The sequence below is a fragment of the Leuconostoc kimchii IMSNU 11154 genome, assembly GCF_000092505.1.
GTDB classification, from domain to species: Bacteria; Bacillota; Bacilli; order Lactobacillales; family Lactobacillaceae; genus Leuconostoc; species Leuconostoc kimchii.
In genome coordinates this window covers 699,635-718,834 of sequence record NC_014136.1, presented here as the reverse complement: position 1 = coordinate 718,834, position 19,200 = coordinate 699,635, and the positions used below count along the sequence as shown (strand labels likewise).

15 protein-coding genes are annotated in these 19,200 nt (G+C 38.1%); 5 read left to right on the top strand and 10 right to left on the bottom strand.

Annotated elements, in window-relative coordinates; all coding sequences use genetic code 11:
* Positions 1 to 178: 178 nt before the first annotated feature.
* Positions 179 to 1,240 (bottom strand): BMP family lipoprotein, encoded by a 1,062-nt coding sequence (locus LKI_RS04035; protein WP_013102887.1) that lies wholly within the window; start codon positions 1,238 to 1,240, stop codon positions 179 to 181.
* A gap of 377 nt (positions 1,241 to 1,617) precedes the next feature.
* Between LKI_RS04035 and LKI_RS04030 the strand changes: the two genes are divergently transcribed.
* Positions 1,618 to 2,157, top strand: a complete 540-nt coding sequence (locus LKI_RS04030; protein ID WP_013102886.1) for a YagU family protein — start codon at positions 1,618 to 1,620, stop codon at positions 2,155 to 2,157.
* 343 nt (positions 2,158 to 2,500) lie between these two features.
* On the opposite strand, the gene LKI_RS04025 is transcribed toward LKI_RS04030, so the two are convergent.
* The 3 genes from LKI_RS04025 to licT form a co-directional block, all read right to left on the bottom strand.
* Positions 2,501 to 3,958: a glycoside hydrolase family 1 protein gene (locus LKI_RS04025; RefSeq protein ID WP_013102885.1), complete on the bottom strand. Its 1,458-nt coding sequence runs from the start codon at positions 3,956 to 3,958 to the stop codon at positions 2,501 to 2,503.
* Positions 3,951 to 5,837 (bottom strand): beta-glucoside-specific PTS transporter subunit IIABC, encoded by a 1,887-nt coding sequence (locus tag LKI_RS04020; RefSeq protein ID WP_013102884.1) that lies wholly within the window; start codon positions 5,835 to 5,837, stop codon positions 3,951 to 3,953. Before LKI_RS04020 ends, LKI_RS04025 begins: the two co-directional genes overlap by 8 nt.
* Positions 5,838 to 5,944: 107 nt before the next feature.
* On the bottom strand, positions 5,945 to 6,802 hold the full coding sequence (gene licT, locus LKI_RS04015; protein WP_013102883.1) for a BglG family transcription antiterminator LicT: 858 nt from the start codon (positions 6,800 to 6,802) through the stop codon (positions 5,945 to 5,947).
* A gap of 280 nt (positions 6,803 to 7,082) precedes the next feature.
* Here licT and LKI_RS04010 point away from each other — a divergent pair, with 280 nt between their 5' ends.
* Positions 7,083 to 7,973: an alpha/beta hydrolase gene (locus tag LKI_RS04010; protein WP_013102882.1), complete on the top strand. Its 891-nt coding sequence runs from the start codon at positions 7,083 to 7,085 to the stop codon at positions 7,971 to 7,973.
* A 44-nt stretch (positions 7,974 to 8,017) separates the two neighbouring features.
* Here LKI_RS04010 and LKI_RS04005 read toward each other — a convergent pair whose 3' ends face one another.
* From LKI_RS04005 to LKI_RS03990, 4 genes are all read right to left on the bottom strand, one after another.
* Positions 8,018 to 8,827 (bottom strand): Cof-type HAD-IIB family hydrolase, encoded by an 810-nt coding sequence (locus LKI_RS04005; protein WP_013102881.1) that lies wholly within the window; start codon positions 8,825 to 8,827, stop codon positions 8,018 to 8,020.
* Between the two features lie 84 nt (positions 8,828 to 8,911).
* Positions 8,912 to 10,768: an FAD/NAD(P)-binding protein gene (locus LKI_RS04000; RefSeq protein ID WP_013102880.1), complete on the bottom strand. Its 1,857-nt coding sequence runs from the start codon at positions 10,766 to 10,768 to the stop codon at positions 8,912 to 8,914.
* Positions 10,769 to 10,874: 106 nt separating this feature from the next.
* Positions 10,875 to 11,582 carry a LytR/AlgR family response regulator transcription factor gene (locus tag LKI_RS03995; RefSeq protein WP_013102879.1) on the bottom strand — a complete coding sequence of 236 codons (708 nt, stop codon included), beginning with the start codon at positions 11,580 to 11,582 and terminating at the stop codon, positions 10,875 to 10,877.
* Positions 11,579 to 12,892, bottom strand: coding sequence for a sensor histidine kinase (locus LKI_RS03990; protein WP_013102878.1), 1,314 nt, complete (start codon positions 12,890 to 12,892; stop codon positions 11,579 to 11,581). Before LKI_RS03990 ends, LKI_RS03995 begins: the two co-directional genes overlap by 4 nt.
* Before the next feature lie 283 nt (positions 12,893 to 13,175).
* On the opposite strand from LKI_RS03990, the gene LKI_RS03985 reads away from it, so the two are divergent.
* Positions 13,176 to 14,618 carry a glutamate--cysteine ligase gene (locus LKI_RS03985; protein ID WP_013102876.1) on the top strand — a complete coding sequence of 481 codons (1,443 nt, stop codon included), beginning with the start codon at positions 13,176 to 13,178 and terminating at the stop codon, positions 14,616 to 14,618.
* A 54-nt stretch (positions 14,619 to 14,672) separates the two neighbouring features.
* On the opposite strand, the gene LKI_RS03980 is transcribed toward LKI_RS03985, so the two are convergent.
* Entirely contained in the window at positions 14,673 to 15,497 is an 825-nt protein-coding gene (locus LKI_RS03980; RefSeq protein WP_013102875.1) for a CHAP domain-containing protein, read from the bottom strand.
* A 174-nt stretch (positions 15,498 to 15,671) separates the two neighbouring features.
* Between LKI_RS03980 and LKI_RS03975 the strand changes: the two genes are divergently transcribed.
* Together LKI_RS03975 and LKI_RS03970 are read left to right on the top strand one after the other, a co-directional pair.
* Entirely contained in the window at positions 15,672 to 16,376 is a 705-nt protein-coding gene (locus tag LKI_RS03975) for an SDR family NAD(P)-dependent oxidoreductase (RefSeq protein ID WP_013102874.1), read from the top strand.
* 47 nt (positions 16,377 to 16,423) lie between these two features.
* Positions 16,424 to 17,380, top strand: a complete 957-nt coding sequence (locus tag LKI_RS03970) for a D-2-hydroxyacid dehydrogenase (RefSeq protein WP_013102873.1) — start codon at positions 16,424 to 16,426, stop codon at positions 17,378 to 17,380.
* Positions 17,381 to 17,455: 75 nt separating this feature from the next.
* On the opposite strand, the gene LKI_RS03965 is transcribed toward LKI_RS03970, so the two are convergent.
* Positions 17,456 to 19,144, bottom strand: a complete 1,689-nt coding sequence (locus LKI_RS03965; RefSeq protein WP_013102872.1) for an LPXTG cell wall anchor domain-containing protein — start codon at positions 19,142 to 19,144, stop codon at positions 17,456 to 17,458.
* Between the last annotated feature and the right edge of the window lie 56 nt (positions 19,145 to 19,200).

The window sequence follows — 19,200 nt, the reverse complement described above, 5'->3', positions numbered from 1 at the left end:
AAATTTAGGAGAGAATGAAAAGAGAATTTTGTATTATCTACCAGGGTTTCGTTAAAATGATAAGTTAAGTTATCTTATCAATATAATTATCTTAAACTGATAACATTAAATACATGTTAAACAATCAATAATAATCGTCAATAGACCAACTTATTTGCCTGAATATATCGTCCAAAAATCATTTAACATCGCTTAATTTCTTAGGTACCGTAATTTTACCGGCTAAAATTTGCTTTTTAGCTTCTTGCGTTGCTTGCCATGCATTATCAGGCATCGCATCTCGTGCAATATCAACACCGTTTTCTTTCAAACCATACGTTACTGTTTTACCACCAGGGAACTGTTTACTTTGTCCCTGTTGTGCAACAATTTCGATCGCGTTATCAACACGTTTAATCGCTGATGCTAGCGTAAAGTTTGAGGTTTTACCATCTTTTGCAGTATAGTTACCATCAGCCTTTTGATCCATGTCGACGCCAATGACCCACACTTTTTTGTCCACTGTCGTGTTTTGATTTTCTGCCTTAGCTTCTGCAAAAACGCCGTTACCGGTTGCACCTGCTGCTTGGAAAATAACATCAACACCACTAGCATACATGGCAGCTGCAATCGTTTTACCCTTAGCGGCATCTGTGAATGTATTCGCATATTGAGAGACAAAAGTCGCCTTAGGATTTGTTGCCAAAACACCGGCTTTAAATCCTGCCTCAAATTGTTCAATCACTTCACCCTTAACGCCGCCTACAAAACCAATTTTGCCTGTTTTTGACGCCGTGGCTGCAGCTACCCCTGCTAAATAAGAGGACTGCTCTGAATGAAACATAATCGAAACAGCATTTTTATAAGGCACATCTGCTTCAACCATCGCAAAATTCGTTTTTGGGTTCGCCTTAGCGACTTGTTTCATAGCAGGTCCCCCCATGAATGAGATACCTACCACAAGTTTATAATTTGCTTTAACCGCCTGTTGCAAGTTAGACTTAATCTCAGAATTGTCATTAGAGACAAAATAAGAAAAACCTGATTGTCCTTGTTTCATGTTGTTCTTTTTACCAAAGCGCTTAATACCATCCCAAGCCGATTGATTAAATGACTTATCATCCACACCACCCGTACTCGTGACTAACGCTACCGAGTAAGCATTTTTTTGGTTTGAACCTGAACTTTTGGCAACAGATACACCGATACCAATCACCACAACAGCAGCAATAATGCTACTAATTACCATAGAACGTTTCATTTTGTTTTCCTCCGACTATGTATCTCTCTGTATACATAGAAATTAGTTGTATTTTATACTAATTGCAACTGGCGGCTGGACCACACAATGACAAATTAACACTAAACACACTGTTATCCATAATAACAGTAAATTCAATACAACACAATCCCCTTAAGTTAACCACATTAACACATTGTTCACAACGGAAGATTAAATATTACAAAAAAGAATACTAAATGATCTCATATCACTGCTATCAAAACATATTAACAATTTATAAAGAAAATAAAAATATGTTTGACATTTCACATATAAGCGTTTAAACTTACTATTTGTAATCAATATTACAATAAGCAACACTTATTTTAGGGTAACATTTGAAAGGATATACACACATGTTTACATTACAAAAACCACAAGCTAATCTGAAAGAGATTATCATAAAAAGTGTCTGGTTTGGCTTCATTGCCGGTATGGTTTCTGGTATGGTCAAGATTGGCTGGGAGAATATTTTTCCACCTCGCACGATTGCTCGTAACTTAATCAATCCGCCACAACATATGGCTATGCAAATTGGCATTCCTAAGAAATTAGTTGAGTCATTTGTCTACTATTCACAAGATCAAAAAGTATTTTGGTTTACCCTCATTTTACATTTTTCATTCGCAATCGCATTTTCAATATTGTATGTCTTTGTTTCACAATACTGGTCAAACATCGGTCTTTGGCAAGGTGCCGCTTATGGTATTGTGCTTTGGATTGCTTGGCATGTCATTATTATGCCAGCTTTTGGAACAGTACCTGCACCTTGGAACCAACCATTCGCTGAACATTTCTCAGAGTTCTTCGGACACATTGTCTGGGCTTGGGCTATCGCTGCAACCGTCTACTACTTAATTGCTAAAGATAAGCGCGGACATCTCACAAATATTTAATTTAAAAAGACATCCACTTCACAAACAGTGGATGTCTTTTTAAATTAAATCATCATGCAATAAACAAAAAAATAGCTTACTCGTTATAGCAACAAACTGGAGACTACTCATCTCACATGTTGTTACTACTTTGAACCACGGACATGGTTGTATGCGTTCTCGGCCACTTACAAGATGTTCTGATTCGATACAAGTAAACTATTTGGAATGAACGAGGTATACTGCGTTCGCCAGTGAAGATGGCTTAAACAAGTTTAATTAGTCTTATCGTTTCGCCTAATCTACCCTTATATTATATCGTATCTTCATTAACTCTGCAAACGCTTACAATGTCAATTTAAACTTAGAGTGTTTCACCATTGGAGGCAATAACCTCTTTGTACCACGTGAAGGAATCTTTTTTAATTCTTTTCAAAGTGCCCTTGCCATCATCATCTTGATCAACATAAATGAAACCATATCGTTTTGACATTTCTGATGTCGAAAAACTAATCAAATCAATTGGCCCCCACATCGTATAACCTAAGAGATTAACACCATCCTTGATTGCTTCCTTCATTTGCTCAATATGTGCACGTAAATAATCAATACGATACTGATCATGCACATGACCATCATCTTCAAGTTTATCTAAAGCACCTAGGCCATTTTCGACAATAAATAGTGGTTTGCGGTAACGGTCCCACATCGCATTTAAAGTTATCCGTAATCCAACGGGATCAATTTGCCATCCCCAATCTGATTCCTTCAAATAAGGATTACGCCCGCCAACGGCCATGTTACCCACACCATCATCAACCTGATTATGCTGTGTCACATTAGTCATATAGTAGCTAAAACTAATAAAGTCTACTGGATTTTCAAGCAAAATAGCTTGGTCATCTTCTGCCATGTGAATCACAATGCCGTTTTCACTGAAAAAACGGTTCATATATTCTGGATACTCGCCACGTGCTTGTACATCTGTAAAAAACAGATTTTTTTCATCTTCTAATTGTGCCGCTCTGACATCCTCTGGCTTTGGTGTCGCAGGATACGTCTGCATCCGTGCCAACATTGATCCAATTTTGGCATTTGGATCAATCTGATGCAATTGCTTTGTTGCAATAGCGCTGGCGACAAATTGGTGATGTAACGCTTGATAACGAATCTGTAACTGTTCTCTTTCCGAAAGGCCTTTATCAATGGCCCCCGTTTCGTGAAATCCCCAGGTACCTGTATTGATTTCATTAAATGTCAACCAATAATCAACTTGATCATGATAACGGTTGAATACTGTCTCAGTAAAACGATTAAATGCAGCAATTGTTTCGCGCCCAGCCCAACCATTATATTTCTGTGTCAAAACAACTGGCATCTCATAGTGTGACAACGTCACTAGTGGCACAATATCATATTTGGCTAATTCGGCTAATACATTGTCGTAAAATACCAAACCTGCTTCGTTTGGTTGTGCATCTTCTCCTTGTGGGAAAATTCGAGACCATGCAATCGAGAAGCGATACACTTTAAATCCCATTTCCGCAAAAAGCGCAATATCTTCTTTATAGTGATGATAAAAATCAACACCACGTCGCTTAGGATATAAATCATCTGTTTTATCAGCCAATGCTATTGCAAGCGTTTCTTCAGTGACGTCACCCATAGACATTTTACGACGATCATCAGCCTTTTGGACAACCTCAGCCGTACTTAACCCTTTGCCATCAAGGTTCCAAGCACCTTCAATTTGATTAGCCGCAGTCGCACCACCCCATAAGAATCCTTTGGGAAATGAGTTTTCATAAGTTGTTTTATACATGTTGTACTTCTCCTTTATAATCATTACTTGTCTCAATATGACGATCAGTCAACTTCAATACCCAGTCACGATCAGTCGCCAATGTATTGTCTGTTACGGAAATATCGTAATTTGGCGTGTTTGTAATAATGAGCATCACAGTTGTATCATAGCCAGCATGACTAATCGCTTGACGATCAAATTCAACCAAAGGTTCATCAATAGTGACTTTTTGATTCTTTTTGACTAGTGTCTTAAAATGCTGACCATTCAATTCAACTGTGTTAATACCAATGTGCAAGAGTACTTCGACGCCTTTTTCTGAAATGATACCTATAGCATGTCCGGTTGGATATACAGCGCTCACAGTTCCTGTGATAGGTGCCTTCACAATATCACTCGTTGGCACAATCGCAATACCCTGTCCCATAGCTTCAGAAGCAAAAACCTCGTCCTTAACATTTTTCAATGGAATAATTGTGCCATCAACTGGCGCTATAATTTGATGATGACCTTCTTGCTCAGCCGATTGGTCATCTACTGTCGCAACATTTGTATCCTTACTAAATCCGAAAAGATAAGTCAGCACAGTACCTAATATAAACGCTACACCTAACCCAATGATAACACTAACAAATCCCTTACCCAAATATGTTGGGATCGCTAACAGACTAGGTAATGTAAATGAACTTGCGTGCGCCTGACCGCCACCAGCAATGGCACCACCAATAGCACCTGATATAGCTGCCAGAACAAATGGTCGCTTAAGTTTTAACGTCACACCATAAATCGTTGGTTCAGTGATGCCTAACAAAGCAGTTGCTACTGATGAGCCCGCCAAAGACTTCATTTTAGCATCCTTAGCTTTTAGGAAGACACCTAATGCTGCACCAGCCTGTGAAACCACAGCAACACTTAATATAGGTAGTAGTGGATCATAACCGAGTTTACCAATGTTGTTCATCATAACAGGCACGAATGTCCAGTGAACGCCAAAGATAACAAACACTTGCCAAAACGCACCCATAAGCGCACCCGCCACTGCTGGTGCAAAATTATAAATAGCAGATATACCGTTTGACAATAACGTACCAACACTAGCACCTAATGGTCCAACAACAATAAGCGTTAAGGGTGCCATAATAATTAACAAAAATAGTGGCGTAAATATATTACGAATCGCTTCTGGAAATAGCTTGTCCAGTAGCGGCTGAATATAAGACATCACCCATACCGCTAACAATATCGGGATAACACTAGACGTATACGTAGTTGGAATAACCGGTATATTAAAGAAGTCGATTGTCTGTGAATTCCCCGTTATAGCAACAAGCGTCGGATAAACCAGTGCAGTTGCTAAAGCAACTGCCACAAACTGATTCACTTTAAGACTCTTAGCTGCCGTAAATGCTAATAATATTGGTAGAAAGTAGAAGAACCCATCGCCCGCCGCATACCAAATTTGATAAGCACCACTTTTTTCAGTTAACCAACCTAGGGCTAACAGTAAAGCTAACAACCCTTTTAAAATACCTGCACCAGCCATGGCACCCAAGAATGGTGTAAAAACACCAGATATAAAACTAATTAATTTGTTTAACACATTCTCTTTAGGTTGATCTTTTTCATCAACAATCTGATCATCTGTATTTTCTAAACCTGCCAATTCTGCTAAAGGTTCAAACACATTAGCGACCGAATTACCGATAACGACTTGATATTGTCCCGCAGAGTTAACCACCGTCACGACACCATCTAGGTCTTCAATTTTTTTGGTGTCAGCCAACTTATCATTCTTTAACTTGAATCGTAGGCGCGTTGCGCAATGCCACCCTGTGTTAATATTATCCTTACCGCCCACACCAGATAATATATTTTCTGCTAATACTTTATAATCCATGATGTCTCCTTTTCTTAATCACAAAACCCAAGTTAATTATGATAACCACTAAAAAGCGTTTTTCATAATTAACTTGGGTTTTGCCTAATTAAATAGTTACAATCCCATCAACTCTGTTGACTGATTTCATTAATAATTCTTTGAATGTGAATCGTGACATAAACTTGTTCGTTCAAAGTCACACTTTTATTTAGCGTATTTTTAACAAACTGTACAATTTTTTGTGTACAATTAAATGCTTGTGGATATTTTTTAAAAATATGTTGATATAAGACATCATCCGTCTCTTCCACTGCATTAATTTTCTGATCACTACTAATTCTTTCCACAAAGAATCGTAGATGCACCAAAAATCTTTGATAACTAATTGTGTCTTCGTCGAGATGAACCTGCAACTGATACTGTACAATTGTTAAAATATCACCAATCAATTTTGTCATTTTCACACCTCTGTCATTACTATCTTGGGCGGATGTGCGATTTTCGACAAATTTTAATGCAATAAATCCAGCTTCATCATCTGCCAGTTGCACCCCAAACGATGTCTTAATTAATTTTAGCGCTGCGACACCGATAGCGTATTCCTGCGGATAAAAATGTTGTATCTCCCATAGCAATTCATTATGAATCACAATACCATCTTCTGTTCTTTGAATGGCAAAATGAATGTGGTCAGTAATCGCAATCAATAGATAAGCGTTAAATTTAGTCTGCAGCTGTTCTTCAGCTGATTTAATAATTTGCGATGATATTTCGAAATACTGTGGTGAAACATCACTAATTAACTCATCAAACAACGTTAACCATCGTGCTTCTGTTGGTGCATAAATCTTATCAATGGCCTTTTCATCTATGCGTTGCCCGACTTTTTTTTGGAAACCTAACCCCTTACCAATTAATACAACTTCATGACCATTATTGTCTGCCAGTAGAACATTATTATTAAAAATTTTTTTGATATTCATTCATCACTTCCAGACTTTCAATGATAATTCTAAAACAAAAACCCGACAAAATCTGTACAAAGTTTTTTAAAACTTGCAACAAATAACTGTCAGGTTTTGCCCATTCGCACGGTAACAATCCTTCATGACTTTAGTATACAACATAATGTAAGCGTTTATAACACTGAGTTTAAATTACCCATATGCCTTCATTGGTGATTTACAGCAATCTTATTTTATATGACATCATATTTTTAGTATAATCAAATCAGTTAGTCTACACGATGAAAAGGGAGAAACGATGTTATTTCAAGATAAACCGAACATTTTTGTGCCTGCAACCATTCCAGTGACAGCAACGACTATTTTTAAGGACATCAATTATGCCCCGGACGCGCGCCACACACTAGATATTTACCTACCAGACGGTCGCCAAAATTTTCCAGTGATCGTTGATATACATGGTGGTGGCTTGCTCCGTGGCCAGAAGTCATCTGCTAAACTCAATCCCAGTTTACGTTTTTTGGCTGATCAGTTTGCCATAATTAGTATCAATTACCGCCTCAATGACCCACTAACAAATCAATTTCCAAACCAGATTGCTGATATTAGAGCAGCATTAGATTTTTTATCTCTGAATGCCACTCAGTACCATCTGGATATGACAGATTTAACACTGATTGGTGAATCAAGCGGTGCACAATTAGCCGTTTTGGCAGCTGCTACGTTTACCATACAACACACCCTCGGAAACATACAAAATGTCACTTTCAACCCAAAATTTCCGATAATTAAACATGTTATTGCACTATACGGCCCCTACCAATTAGACCAATTTAATCATCAGTTTAAAAAATTAGGCATTACCCCAAAATTTTCTGAAACAGGTACTGCAAAATCTTTTGAAGGTATTATGTTACAACACCAATCCCCAAAGGATGTGCCTGACCTCGTTGCTCAAGCTAACCCAGCTACGTATTTTACAAACAAAATGCCACCTCTCATGCTCATTGCTGGTATGAAGGACCCAGTCGTCCCTTACTTACAGAGTGTTGAGCTTGCTAAGGCTTATCATAACTTGGTTGGTCACCATCTAATAACACACTGGTTACCAGATGGTGTTCATGGCCCAATAGATTATGATAATGATGCCCTTTATACTGAAAAATTATCCTTTATTACAGGCAATTAAAAAATGCAACAGCTGCTGGTTATCCACGCATACCGTTGCATTTTTTAATTGTTAATTATCTTTAAAATCGTTTTAAGCACACCTGCATGATCATTATCGGCGATAACTGGCTCAAATGGACCATTGATATGAGCTGTTGGCATCAGAAAAGGATGACCGACAGCTAATAACATTTCTAAATCATTGGCGCCATCTCCGAAAGCCGCAATATTTGTCATACTAATACCCATATGATCCGCCAGCATTTTTAAGCCAACAGCTTTATTAACACCTGCGGGGACGATATCTACTGCCCCTGTACCTGTTTCAGTGACATGCACGTGATGTCCTAATTGTTGTCTAGCGACGTCATAAAATTGTGTCTCATCAAAGTTATGCCAGTTCATGGTCACTTTAAATATCGGATCATTAATTTCTGACACATCATCAAATACAATGACTTTCTTAAAATATTGACGTCTATCTGCCGTCATCACGTCAGCATATTCACGTGGCACATACGCTGTGTCATCTGTTGAATAGACTAATCCACGACTCGGCTTGACAGGAAAGGTCGTTAATAATTTTTGTACAGTTTTCAGTGTATCTAATGACAGTGTCTTCTCAAAAATAACCTCCCCTTCAGATGTCGTCACACGCGCGCCATTATTAGTGACAAACGACAAACCAACATCTAAAAAATCTGATAGTAAGCGGTTAATGCGTTCCTGATGCACCCCAGTCGCAATAACAAATTGTATCTTGTTGTGTGCAAGTATTTTAAGCACTGTTCGAAATAACGCCCTATCAAATGATTTATCATTGGATAAAAACGTACCGTCTAAATCAGTTGCAATCAATTGAATATTAGTCATCAACTATTCTGTATTCCTTTTATTTAGTAACCATTTAGCCATCATATCAATTTTTTTGAAACGCAGTATTGCTGATGCCCAATGTTATGAATGTGCTAGAATACGTTCGGCTATCCAAGCCCCTTCACGTAAAATCAATGTATTCACGCCCGGTCTTGGAATAACCGTTCCAAACCATTTCAAGCCCTCTAATGTAATACCGTACATATATAAATGAGGTATTGTTTCTCCGTCATGATTAATCACTTCAAATGTCTGACGGTCGATATCTGCAGCGCCTAATTTATAAGTAGACCCGTTACTTCGCGTACGTATAGGTTGGGTCAAAATACCCTTATCACGTAAATTGGCAATTAATGGATTATTAGAGATTGATAAATTGGTGGCCCCCAATCTAGCTTCAATCAACACATTACCATGGAATGCTTGATTACGAATATCATGTGCGACAAATTCATCACCAATAGTCGTAATATTAATGCCTGCAGCAGTCACTTCAAAAATACCTGCTTTGATTAGTGCACGTAGCTGTTCAACTCTTTCTAAAGGCGGACCGACTGACACAAATGTGTCTAATGGATTAAAACGATTTAAAAACTTCTCATACTCATCTGCTGAAAAATAATCACGCTCAACAACATAGCGCACACGATCACGCATATCACGTAAAATATCAAAGGTACCCGCAAAAGGTGCCTGTTTATTACCGAGTCGTGCATCTTCAATATCCGCTGTCAAATAATCTATAAACCACGCTTTATAATCTGCATCGTCCGACACATCACGTGCTGGGTTACGAATTAAGTCAATATCAAACGCCGCAATATTATCTAACCCAAATTTTCTTGCTGTTGCGGTTAAGTCATCACTCGTTACTAATGCCTTTTTTAGGGCTTCAGCCTGATCATATGTTAAGTGGCTACTAGCCGAATCAATGACATTAAGTAAATATTTATAAGTTAATTCTTTGACAACTAATTTTTCAAAGTCAGCATAAATAATATGTCCATCACCTGCCGCGCGCAGTGCGTCAAGTGCTGGTAACGTGAAAAATTGCGGGTGGTATAGCTCACTTGCTAATTTTTGATTGACACCACGTGCATGAAGTGGAAAACCACGACGCGACCCAGCGACGACATGAGGTTCTCGTCCTGAAGGTTTGTAAACCAACTCCTGCGTATCATCACGAACAAATTGACCACCTTTTTCCACTGTTAATGCCATGAGGTAATCAAAAAAGCTTAGCCCTAGACCACGAATAATAATCTGGTCATCAGCATTAAATCCTGATAAATCCGCCTCAGCTGGATGCATCGGAGCGACGTATTGTAGCTGGTGATCCTGTGCAAAACTTTTAAAAAACATTTCTTCGTCATTCAGTTTATTTTCAGAATGGCCCAATGCCATCACGACATAATCTGATAAAATCGGTGTGCCATCAGCTAGTTCTAATTGGAAGCTAGAACCGATTGGTGTCACTTGAGTGACAGCTTGCTTGGTAAAATTCAGTGTGTGATTACTCCGTACACGGCGCATCAACCACTCAAAATACCACGCCGCATAAATCCCCATCATACCACGAGATGAAAAATCACCCGGCTGTGTTAGCGTTAACATTTCGTGACGGTATTGTGCGTCAAACTCTGTATGTGCTGTTAAAAAAGGCTCAGCTTCAGTTTCAAGCCACTGTAACATATTTGGTCCTGATAGTGGTTTCCCGCCATTTTCAATTGACTCATCATTAAACAACGTAATCTGTTCAATCACTGTATTCATTAAAAATAACTGATTTTGCGGTATAAATGGATCCCACACTCTTCCCCCAATCGCGTATGGATCATAAATTTGAATATCTAGCTGTTTTTTATCATCAGCCAAATTAATCAGGCGTTCGGCAACCGAAAGACCACGCGGCCCTGCACCAATAATTGCAACTTGCATATATCATTTTCTCCAAAGCGTAACCTATGAACGCATTTATTCTATCTCTAAACTAGTTCCCATTATAGTTGTTTTTGGTAATACTTTCAAAAATATCACCATGTGATCAATTCAACAAACCCTGAAGGATCTTCAAATATTTCTTAGAATAAGGTAATCGAACTTTGTTAGCTAATTCTATGGTTCTTGTCGCCGTATCCATTGACACCAGTTGGCGTTTATTAATCACATAAGCTGCATGTATTTGTATCAGATCTTCATGTAATATTGGTATGCGTTTGACCGTTGAACGAATTTGTATCTGCTTATATGTACAGTAGACAGTCAATATATGACTCTTGCTATCATTGCATGTCACATAGTGGATATCGTTAAGTATAACACGCTCATGCTTTTGACCATTGGGCAAACTAACGACTGCCGTTTGTTCGTTATCTAGCTTCTGGATGTTCTGCTTCTCGGCCCCTGCCACGGCCGACAGCAAACGCTGCTTAAATTGTTGTTCATTTTGCGTTTTATCAATGAAATTGAATGCGCTAATTTGATATTGGTAGCTCATATAAACCATTTCAGAATGTGTCGTCACAATAATGATTGGTGACAATATGTCAAACTCTCTGATCATTTTAGCAACATTTAGTCCAGCGTTGGCCACTGTCTGAATTTCTAGGTCTAACAAAATAATTTTAGGGTCTGCATCCTTACGCAATGCTGTCAACAATGCTGCTGGTTGATCAAAAACATGGCATGATGCTATTATGTTTTGAATACGTTTTTGTTGTATCAAATTGTCTTCCAATAAATAATAGTTCACCGGATTTCTGCCCCCAATGTCAGCTTTTGTATGAAATGATTTTTCTCAATCATTGTCGTTAATTCAATGTTCTCATGCTGTTTAATATATTGCTTAACGAAGTATAACCCAAAACCACTATGATTTTCTTTGGTTGTGTACTCAAGATCGGTAATTTTGGTCAGATCAACCGCCTGCGTGCAACTATTAATAATCACAATTTCTTCACAATCCGTCATCAGTACAGTGACCACTTTTTCTGCCGTTTTTTCTGCTGCTTCAATCGCGTTGTCTAACAATATCCCGATCACGCGATAAAAAGTTAAGTCATTTTCAAATGACTTAACTTTAAATGGTTGGCTACAATCGACAGTAAATGCAAGGCTTTTTTCAATTGCCAGTTGATTTTTGACTAAAATAGCGCTTCTTAAAGTTGTGTCTATAATATTTTTTAAATTGAGTAGCTGTGCATCCGGTAAAATCGTGTTACTTTTTTGAATCACTGAATAATATGTATGCTTGATATCACTCATGTTTTCGGATTGAATGCCATATTCCAAACTGGCTAAAATATTTTGATAATCATGTCTAAAGAAACGATATTCCGAATATTTCGCTTCAAGCTGTTGGGCATAATTTTGAGTCGCAGTTATTTCCACATCGTGCGCATTAATTCTGTCCTGTAACAACTCATGCTGATTACTAATAACCGGTACAAAAATAATCACTAGAATAAGCATTAACAAAAGAAAATCCCACCAAAGTGATCCTGAAAATTGTTGCACCGCAAATAAGTAAGCTAAAAAATCATTTAATACTCTTAAAAATAAACTACCGAAAATCAATAAATGTAACTGTGTTGTGTGCCGCTCTAAAAATTTTTCAGTAAGCCAACTATATTTGACACGACTCACCGTGAAAGCCACTACCAAGGCGATCACATTGGCTAAAAAATCCAAGCTTGTTTTGACCACAAAAGGGACATTGACTAGCGTGATCATCGTCATTTCAAAGTTAATAACCCAATATGACAGTAAGGAACTAACAATGGCATACAGTAAAATAACACGCTTACTACGAACAATATTTTGTTGCCAACCCATTAAAAGTAACACAAGAATTGACAGCGTTGATGCGACACTAGCTCTTAACAAAGGTGATTCAAAGCCATTGCCAACAATGTTAATCACATATAGTAAGCACATGGTACTCAAAAACATGCGACGCGAAAAGTGATGGTGTCCCATCAGCGTTCTAAACCAGATCAGCATCACAATGCTTTCAAATATTGGCCAAGTTAACGCATTGAAAAAATTTAAAAATTGAAACATCCTTTGATCCTCATTGTGTCTTTTATTCTATGATAGGCACAAAAATGCAATCAATTTACTCGTGATTTATGCGATTAAATTGTGATGTTTGATGTTGCTAATGACAACGTTTATCATATATAATATTAACAATATTAAAGCAAATACCTGATTAAATCAACTAAATAATCTACAATAATGATTGTCATCGCATATATTGCGTCAACAATCATTATAAGTATTTCCCCTTTTTTAGCAAAAATACGGTAAACTATAACAAATACAACTTTGGTGAGGAAATAACATGGCAAACTTACACCACAATAGCATTGATCCTACGATACTTGACGCGCTTTATGCGGGCCGTTTTGGCATTGAAATTGAAGAACATCGTGTTCAAACATCAACCCATACGCTTTCTCGTCATCCTCATCCCTCAGCACTTGGCGATCGTCAAACACAGCCTTATTTTCAGACTGATTTTTCAGAAAGTCAGGAAGAAGTTGTCACATCACCTCAGCACTCAACAAAGCAAGCCTTGGCACACTTACATGAACTGCAAACTATTTTAGCTGAGGCCTTAACTAAAGATGAAATCATTTGGCCACTTTCAATGCCACCACATCTTAATGCCGATGATATCCATTTCTTAAATACCCATTTTGAGCGCCCATGGTACCAAGACTACCGTGATTTATTATTAGCGCGTTACGGTAGTTTTCAGCATATTATGGCTGGTATCCACGTTAACTTTTCACCCGATGAAAAATTAATCGACTGGTACAGTCAACAACATCATATACATTCCAGGGCGACTGCTAAAAACACCCTCTTTTTTCAAATTGCGCAACAAGTTGCCAGCTATCGTTGGTTATTGACTTACTTATTCGGTGCTTCACCTGTGAGTGAAAACCCAGCTGACAACTTACCGAAAGATCGTACTGATATTGAACCCGTACGTTCATGGCGTACAAGTGAATTTGGGTTTGCTAACCTGCCAGAAATTCAAATTGATTATGTTGATCTGGAAACGCAAGTGCAACAAATCCAACAATATATTGCCAAAGGTGACCTATATGACAAAAGTGAATTTTATGGTCCAGTCCGCCTAAAAGCACCCGGTGATTTACCTCATTTAGTTCAAAACGGTGCTGAATACATCGAATTTCGTCTATTTGATATTGATCCTTTCACACAAGATGGTATCTCACAAAATGCCCTAAGCTTCTTACATCTACTTATTCTTGATGCAATCATAAACCCAGAAAATTGGCAAAAACATGAACTCGATAGTGCGCGTGCCCTTAATCATGTTGTCTCACTACAAAACCCAAATGATCTACTACCAGAAACAGCAATGACATACGCCAACACATTGTTTAGTAGACTGGCATATATTGTACAGTCAGCACCAACTGCACAGCGACCTGATTTTCAAGCAGCACTTGATTTTGCGCGCACGGCTGTCCAACAACCCAATCTGACCGTTGGGGCAAAACTGGTGCCTTTTATTGATAATCAGTCCTTAATATCGTTTGGTTTGCAACGTGGTCTTGATATTTTAAATACACGCCAGCAAAGCACCTTAACAGAAGACTTTCCAAATGTGCCAGATCATTTGATAAAAACCTACATTCAAGCACATCAATTAGGTCTTGAAACTATCCTAGATACTGAAAATCGTCAATTACAAGTACGGCGTGATGGTCAGATCATCACGCTGACCAGTGACCAAGATTTAAAATAATAAGTTATACAAAAAATGCGAAACAGTTTGTTTCGCATTTTTTGTATAACTTTTTTACAATACCATGGCTTGATTGATGTCTAACCAAGTCTCATAAGCGCCAATTTTAACTTTAATCCCATTTGATGGGCGATCAATCGCTAATACGCGGTATGTCCCATTAACCTTAAAATATTCACCGACAGCTAGTACTTGATTCCCAGATTTAGTACCACTGGCGGTCGTCTCATCCAATGGTACAGCATCAATTAAATTCAGTGTGGTTGATCGACCACCTGACAATTTATCACTTGCAACACTGTTTTTAGCAATATTAACAACATTAACTTGAAAAACTCCCGCAAATTTGACAGTACTACCCACGTTAATTGCTGTATTTTTAGCTTGTGATTTGGGCGTAGTTTGCGTTGTTCCTGCAGTTGTGGTTAAGTCTTTGAAATGGATAAATCCTGATACAGCAGATTTATCAACCGTTCGACGATGATAATTATGGTTATAGTTGTAATTATATTCCTCAATGACAACGTTATTACCAGCTACTTCAGCGACCCAAGCAACATGGCCGGCAGCAAACCACGCGACGCTACCAACACTGGGTATGTTATCCACACGATGCCCTCTTGCCTTCGCCTGTGAACCCCACTGCCAAGCAGAACCAAAACCAACTGGTAGTTCGAATTTATTGTGTGCATGCAGACGCCATGCTACAAACGATACGCATTCACGATTATACATGGTCCAGCTATCTACCTTGGAATCTGGCGACGCGTTTTTTAAGTGTGCTGGATAATCATCCCCCATTACTGCTGCACTGGCGGTATTAATTGCCATGCCGCCCACAATTCCTAATGTTAATAACCCCGTAACTATTTTTTTCATTTTCCGTACCCTTTTCTTGTGATAAGACATCATACGGCAAAGGCTTGAACAATACTAATTTTCAATCATGGTTCAAGCAATTAGTCCTTAGTTAGGTAGCTTACTTATAATAAGTAGTATAATGGTGGTGAGTCATCATGACCATAAAAATCATATAAAAAAGAGGCTATATCCATGACAAAGACTGCTCTGGTAACTGGTGCCAATAAAGGTATTGGCTATGAAATTGCTAAAAATCTACTTCAGAAAGGCTATACTGTTTTAATCGGCGCTCGAGATGTCGAACGCGGTGAAAAAGCTGTTGCCTCACTAACATCCTTTGGTGATGTTCACTTACAAACCATCGATGTCAGTAAAGTAGAAGAATTACCCCAAATCGCTCGAGAAATAACAGAAAATTATCCTGACTTTTCTTTGCTCGTTAATAATGCCGGTATTCCAGGAGATATGAGTAAATCAGCTTGGGACTTTTCGATTTCTGAACTACAAGAAACACATCTCACGGATTTTATCGGCCCATATGAATTAAGTCGATCACTGTTGCCTATCCTAGAGAAAAACAAAGGGCAAATTTTAAATATTACCATTCCAATTGAACCCGTCAGTTTTTTTCATCCTTTCGCGTACATGTCAGCCAAAGCACCCCTTAATATACTAACCAAAACTTGGGGCATTGAATTTAAAGAACAGCAACTGCCCATTGAAATTTTTGCGCTTATGCCTGGTGGTGTCACAACAGATTTAAATAACAATCTGACAGGCCCCGGATTTAAAACACCTCAAGTGGCTGCTGAAATAGCCGTCAACTTGATAACGGACAATGTCAATCGATCCGGTCAAGTTGTTAACTTTGATGGCACGATTGCAAATTATGATTAATGCTCTACTGATATATTTTTTCAACTGTTCCTAAAGGAGAAAATGGCATGAAAATTGTACTTTTAGATGGTTATGAACTCAATCAAGATTTAGATTGGTCCGCATTAGAACCCTTGGGCAACGTCACTTTGTATGACCGCACCACTGTTGATAATCATTCAGAAATCTTAGAAAAAATAAGCGATGCGGAAATTGTTATTACCCATAAAACACCTTTAAATGCTGATATTCTCAATCAAACAACACATCTAAAATATATTGGTATTATGGGCACTGGTTATGATATTGTGGACATTGACACCGCGCATCAAAACAACATCATCGTGACTAATATTCCCACATATGCTAGTGATGCGGTTGCGCAATTTACTTTCTCACTTTTATTGGAAGTTACTGGACAAGTTGGCCTACATAATCAACTTGTTCACAAGGGTAAGTGGTCTGATGGCCCAGATTTTACTTTCTGGGAGAAGCCATTGTTTGAATTAAAGGACAAAACACTTGGTTTAATCGGTTACGGCCATATTGCTCAAAGAGTAGCTGAAATAGCTCATGCTTTTTCTATGACTGTTATTTTTTATAACCATCGTCCTAAACAGGTGGATAATGACTGGGCTAAGCAAGTATCATTTGATGAGTTGTTAAAACATTCTGATGTCATCAGTCTGCACGTTATCCAAACACCAGAAACAATTAATTTAATTAATCAAAAAACAATTAGTAAAATGAAAAACAGCGTGATTGTGCTCAACACTGCCAGAGGAAAATTAATTAACGAATCTGATATGGCAAACGCCCTTAATCATAATCAAGTTTACGCACTAGCGACAGATGTTGTGCAAACTGAACCAATCGACCATAACAATCCGTTATTGAAAGCTAATAATTGCTATATCACGCCACATATTGCCTGGGCGCCACTTGAAACACGGAAAAGGCTACTAGATATTACAATTGAAAATCTCAGATCCTATCTAGAAAATAAACCGGTTAATGTCATTTAATAAATGTATTAAAAACGGCATTAATAAATAAACTAAAAAAGACCTTTCGGAATTTACCGAAAGGTCTTAACTTTATTAATTGAACTTTTTCTTCAATCCCAATACTGCTGCAGAAATCAAAGCCAATACTGACGCGAATATGCCAAGATTGTTAGTCTTTGAATCATTAGAAACACCAGTTTTTGGTAAGTTATCATGATTATCAGTATTTGCTACCGATGATCGTGAAATAATTGTATTTACTGGTGACGACACGTTCACATGATTAGAATTTGCTGCTTGTGTCAAATCGTTCACTGCAAATGTAGCCGGCACAACAGTTGCTGTTGATGCCTTTCGTGTTGCTTTCTTAGCGGCCTTGGCTGCTGACTTCGCTGCAACTTTTTGGGCTGCTATGTTTGCCTGTACTTCAGCTCGTGTTTTTAATGGCTCCGATGCTTGTGGAGTGGCTTCTGTTGATGGTGCTGTAGGCTTAACTGGGACAATCGGAGTCAATGGATTAACAGAATTTTTTGATTCAGTAGATCCATTGCCATTACTTTCATTAGGCTTGATAGAAGTAGCAGGAACAGTTGGCGCTAGTGATTCTGGATTAGCAATAGCATTAACAATATCTACTGGATATACAGGCGCTAAAAAACGTCCTGTTGAGTCAACTTTAACATTTGGATCAAGTGTATTATCTTTACCATTAGGATGAATATAGGTGATAACACCTTCATTATCAATCATAGCTGCAATGATATCGTTTGCAATAACAGGCTTAAACCCTTGATACTTTGCAATCAATTCAGCTGAAGCGGTCGACTTTGATAGATTTGAATAAACAACTTGCCCTGAAACTTTATCATATTCAAAAGCCTTGATAATCTTATCTTCACTAGTATCAGTCGTTTCCCCAGTTTGGCGATAGTAAACAACGTAATTCCAAGTATCATCTAGACCGCTTCCAAATGTAAATGGATTTCCTTCATTATCGCCAATGTTAATTACAGGATAGTATTGGTTCAAAATAGCTGCAATACCACGGATACGATCTGTCTTACCGTAGGCACTAACTCCAGCTTTCTTATCGACCTTTGATTCATATGAAACAGGACCATTGTTGTCTATCAAAACTGAAGAATTATAATCAGGATATGTTGCATCAAATTCCTTTTGATATTGAGCTTGTAGCTTATCATAAATCTTTTTAGGATCTTTCGCATCAACCTTAGATTGTGAATCTTTTTGATCTGGTATTTTTTGTACAGCGACCTTGTCATTTACTGTTTTTTGTCCTACTAATTTTTCAGCTTGCTGTTTTTGTTGTAATTCTTGTTGCGTCACTGCCTTAGCATCCGCTTCATCAATATCCGCTTGTTGTTGCGCTTGTGCCTTAGCTTGCTCTGCTGCGGCTTGTTGGGCTACTAATTTTTCAGCTTGCGCTTGCTTTTGTTGTAATTCCTGTTGATCTACTTTAGAAACAATCGAATTACCATTGTCATCTGTATCAAAGAAATCACTTACAGGACGAGTATCTTGTACAACTGGTGCTGGATGATAAGTTTCATTACCTGTATTTGAATCACTATCATTGTTTGTATATTGCTCTTGCGTAATATTATATGTTTTTCCATCAATTGTTACCGTATTTGTGCTACGGATAACATTGGCTGGTGCGTTCGTTGCTGCTGATACTGTCTGTGCGTTTAGCCCCATGAGAACCAAACCTGCTCCTGAAACGACTGCCATTGAAACTGCTGATTTGTGTTTGTTGCCCATACTTCTTTTTCCCCTTTTCTCTTCTTAAAATTCAAACTGGTGGCTAGGTTTTATAA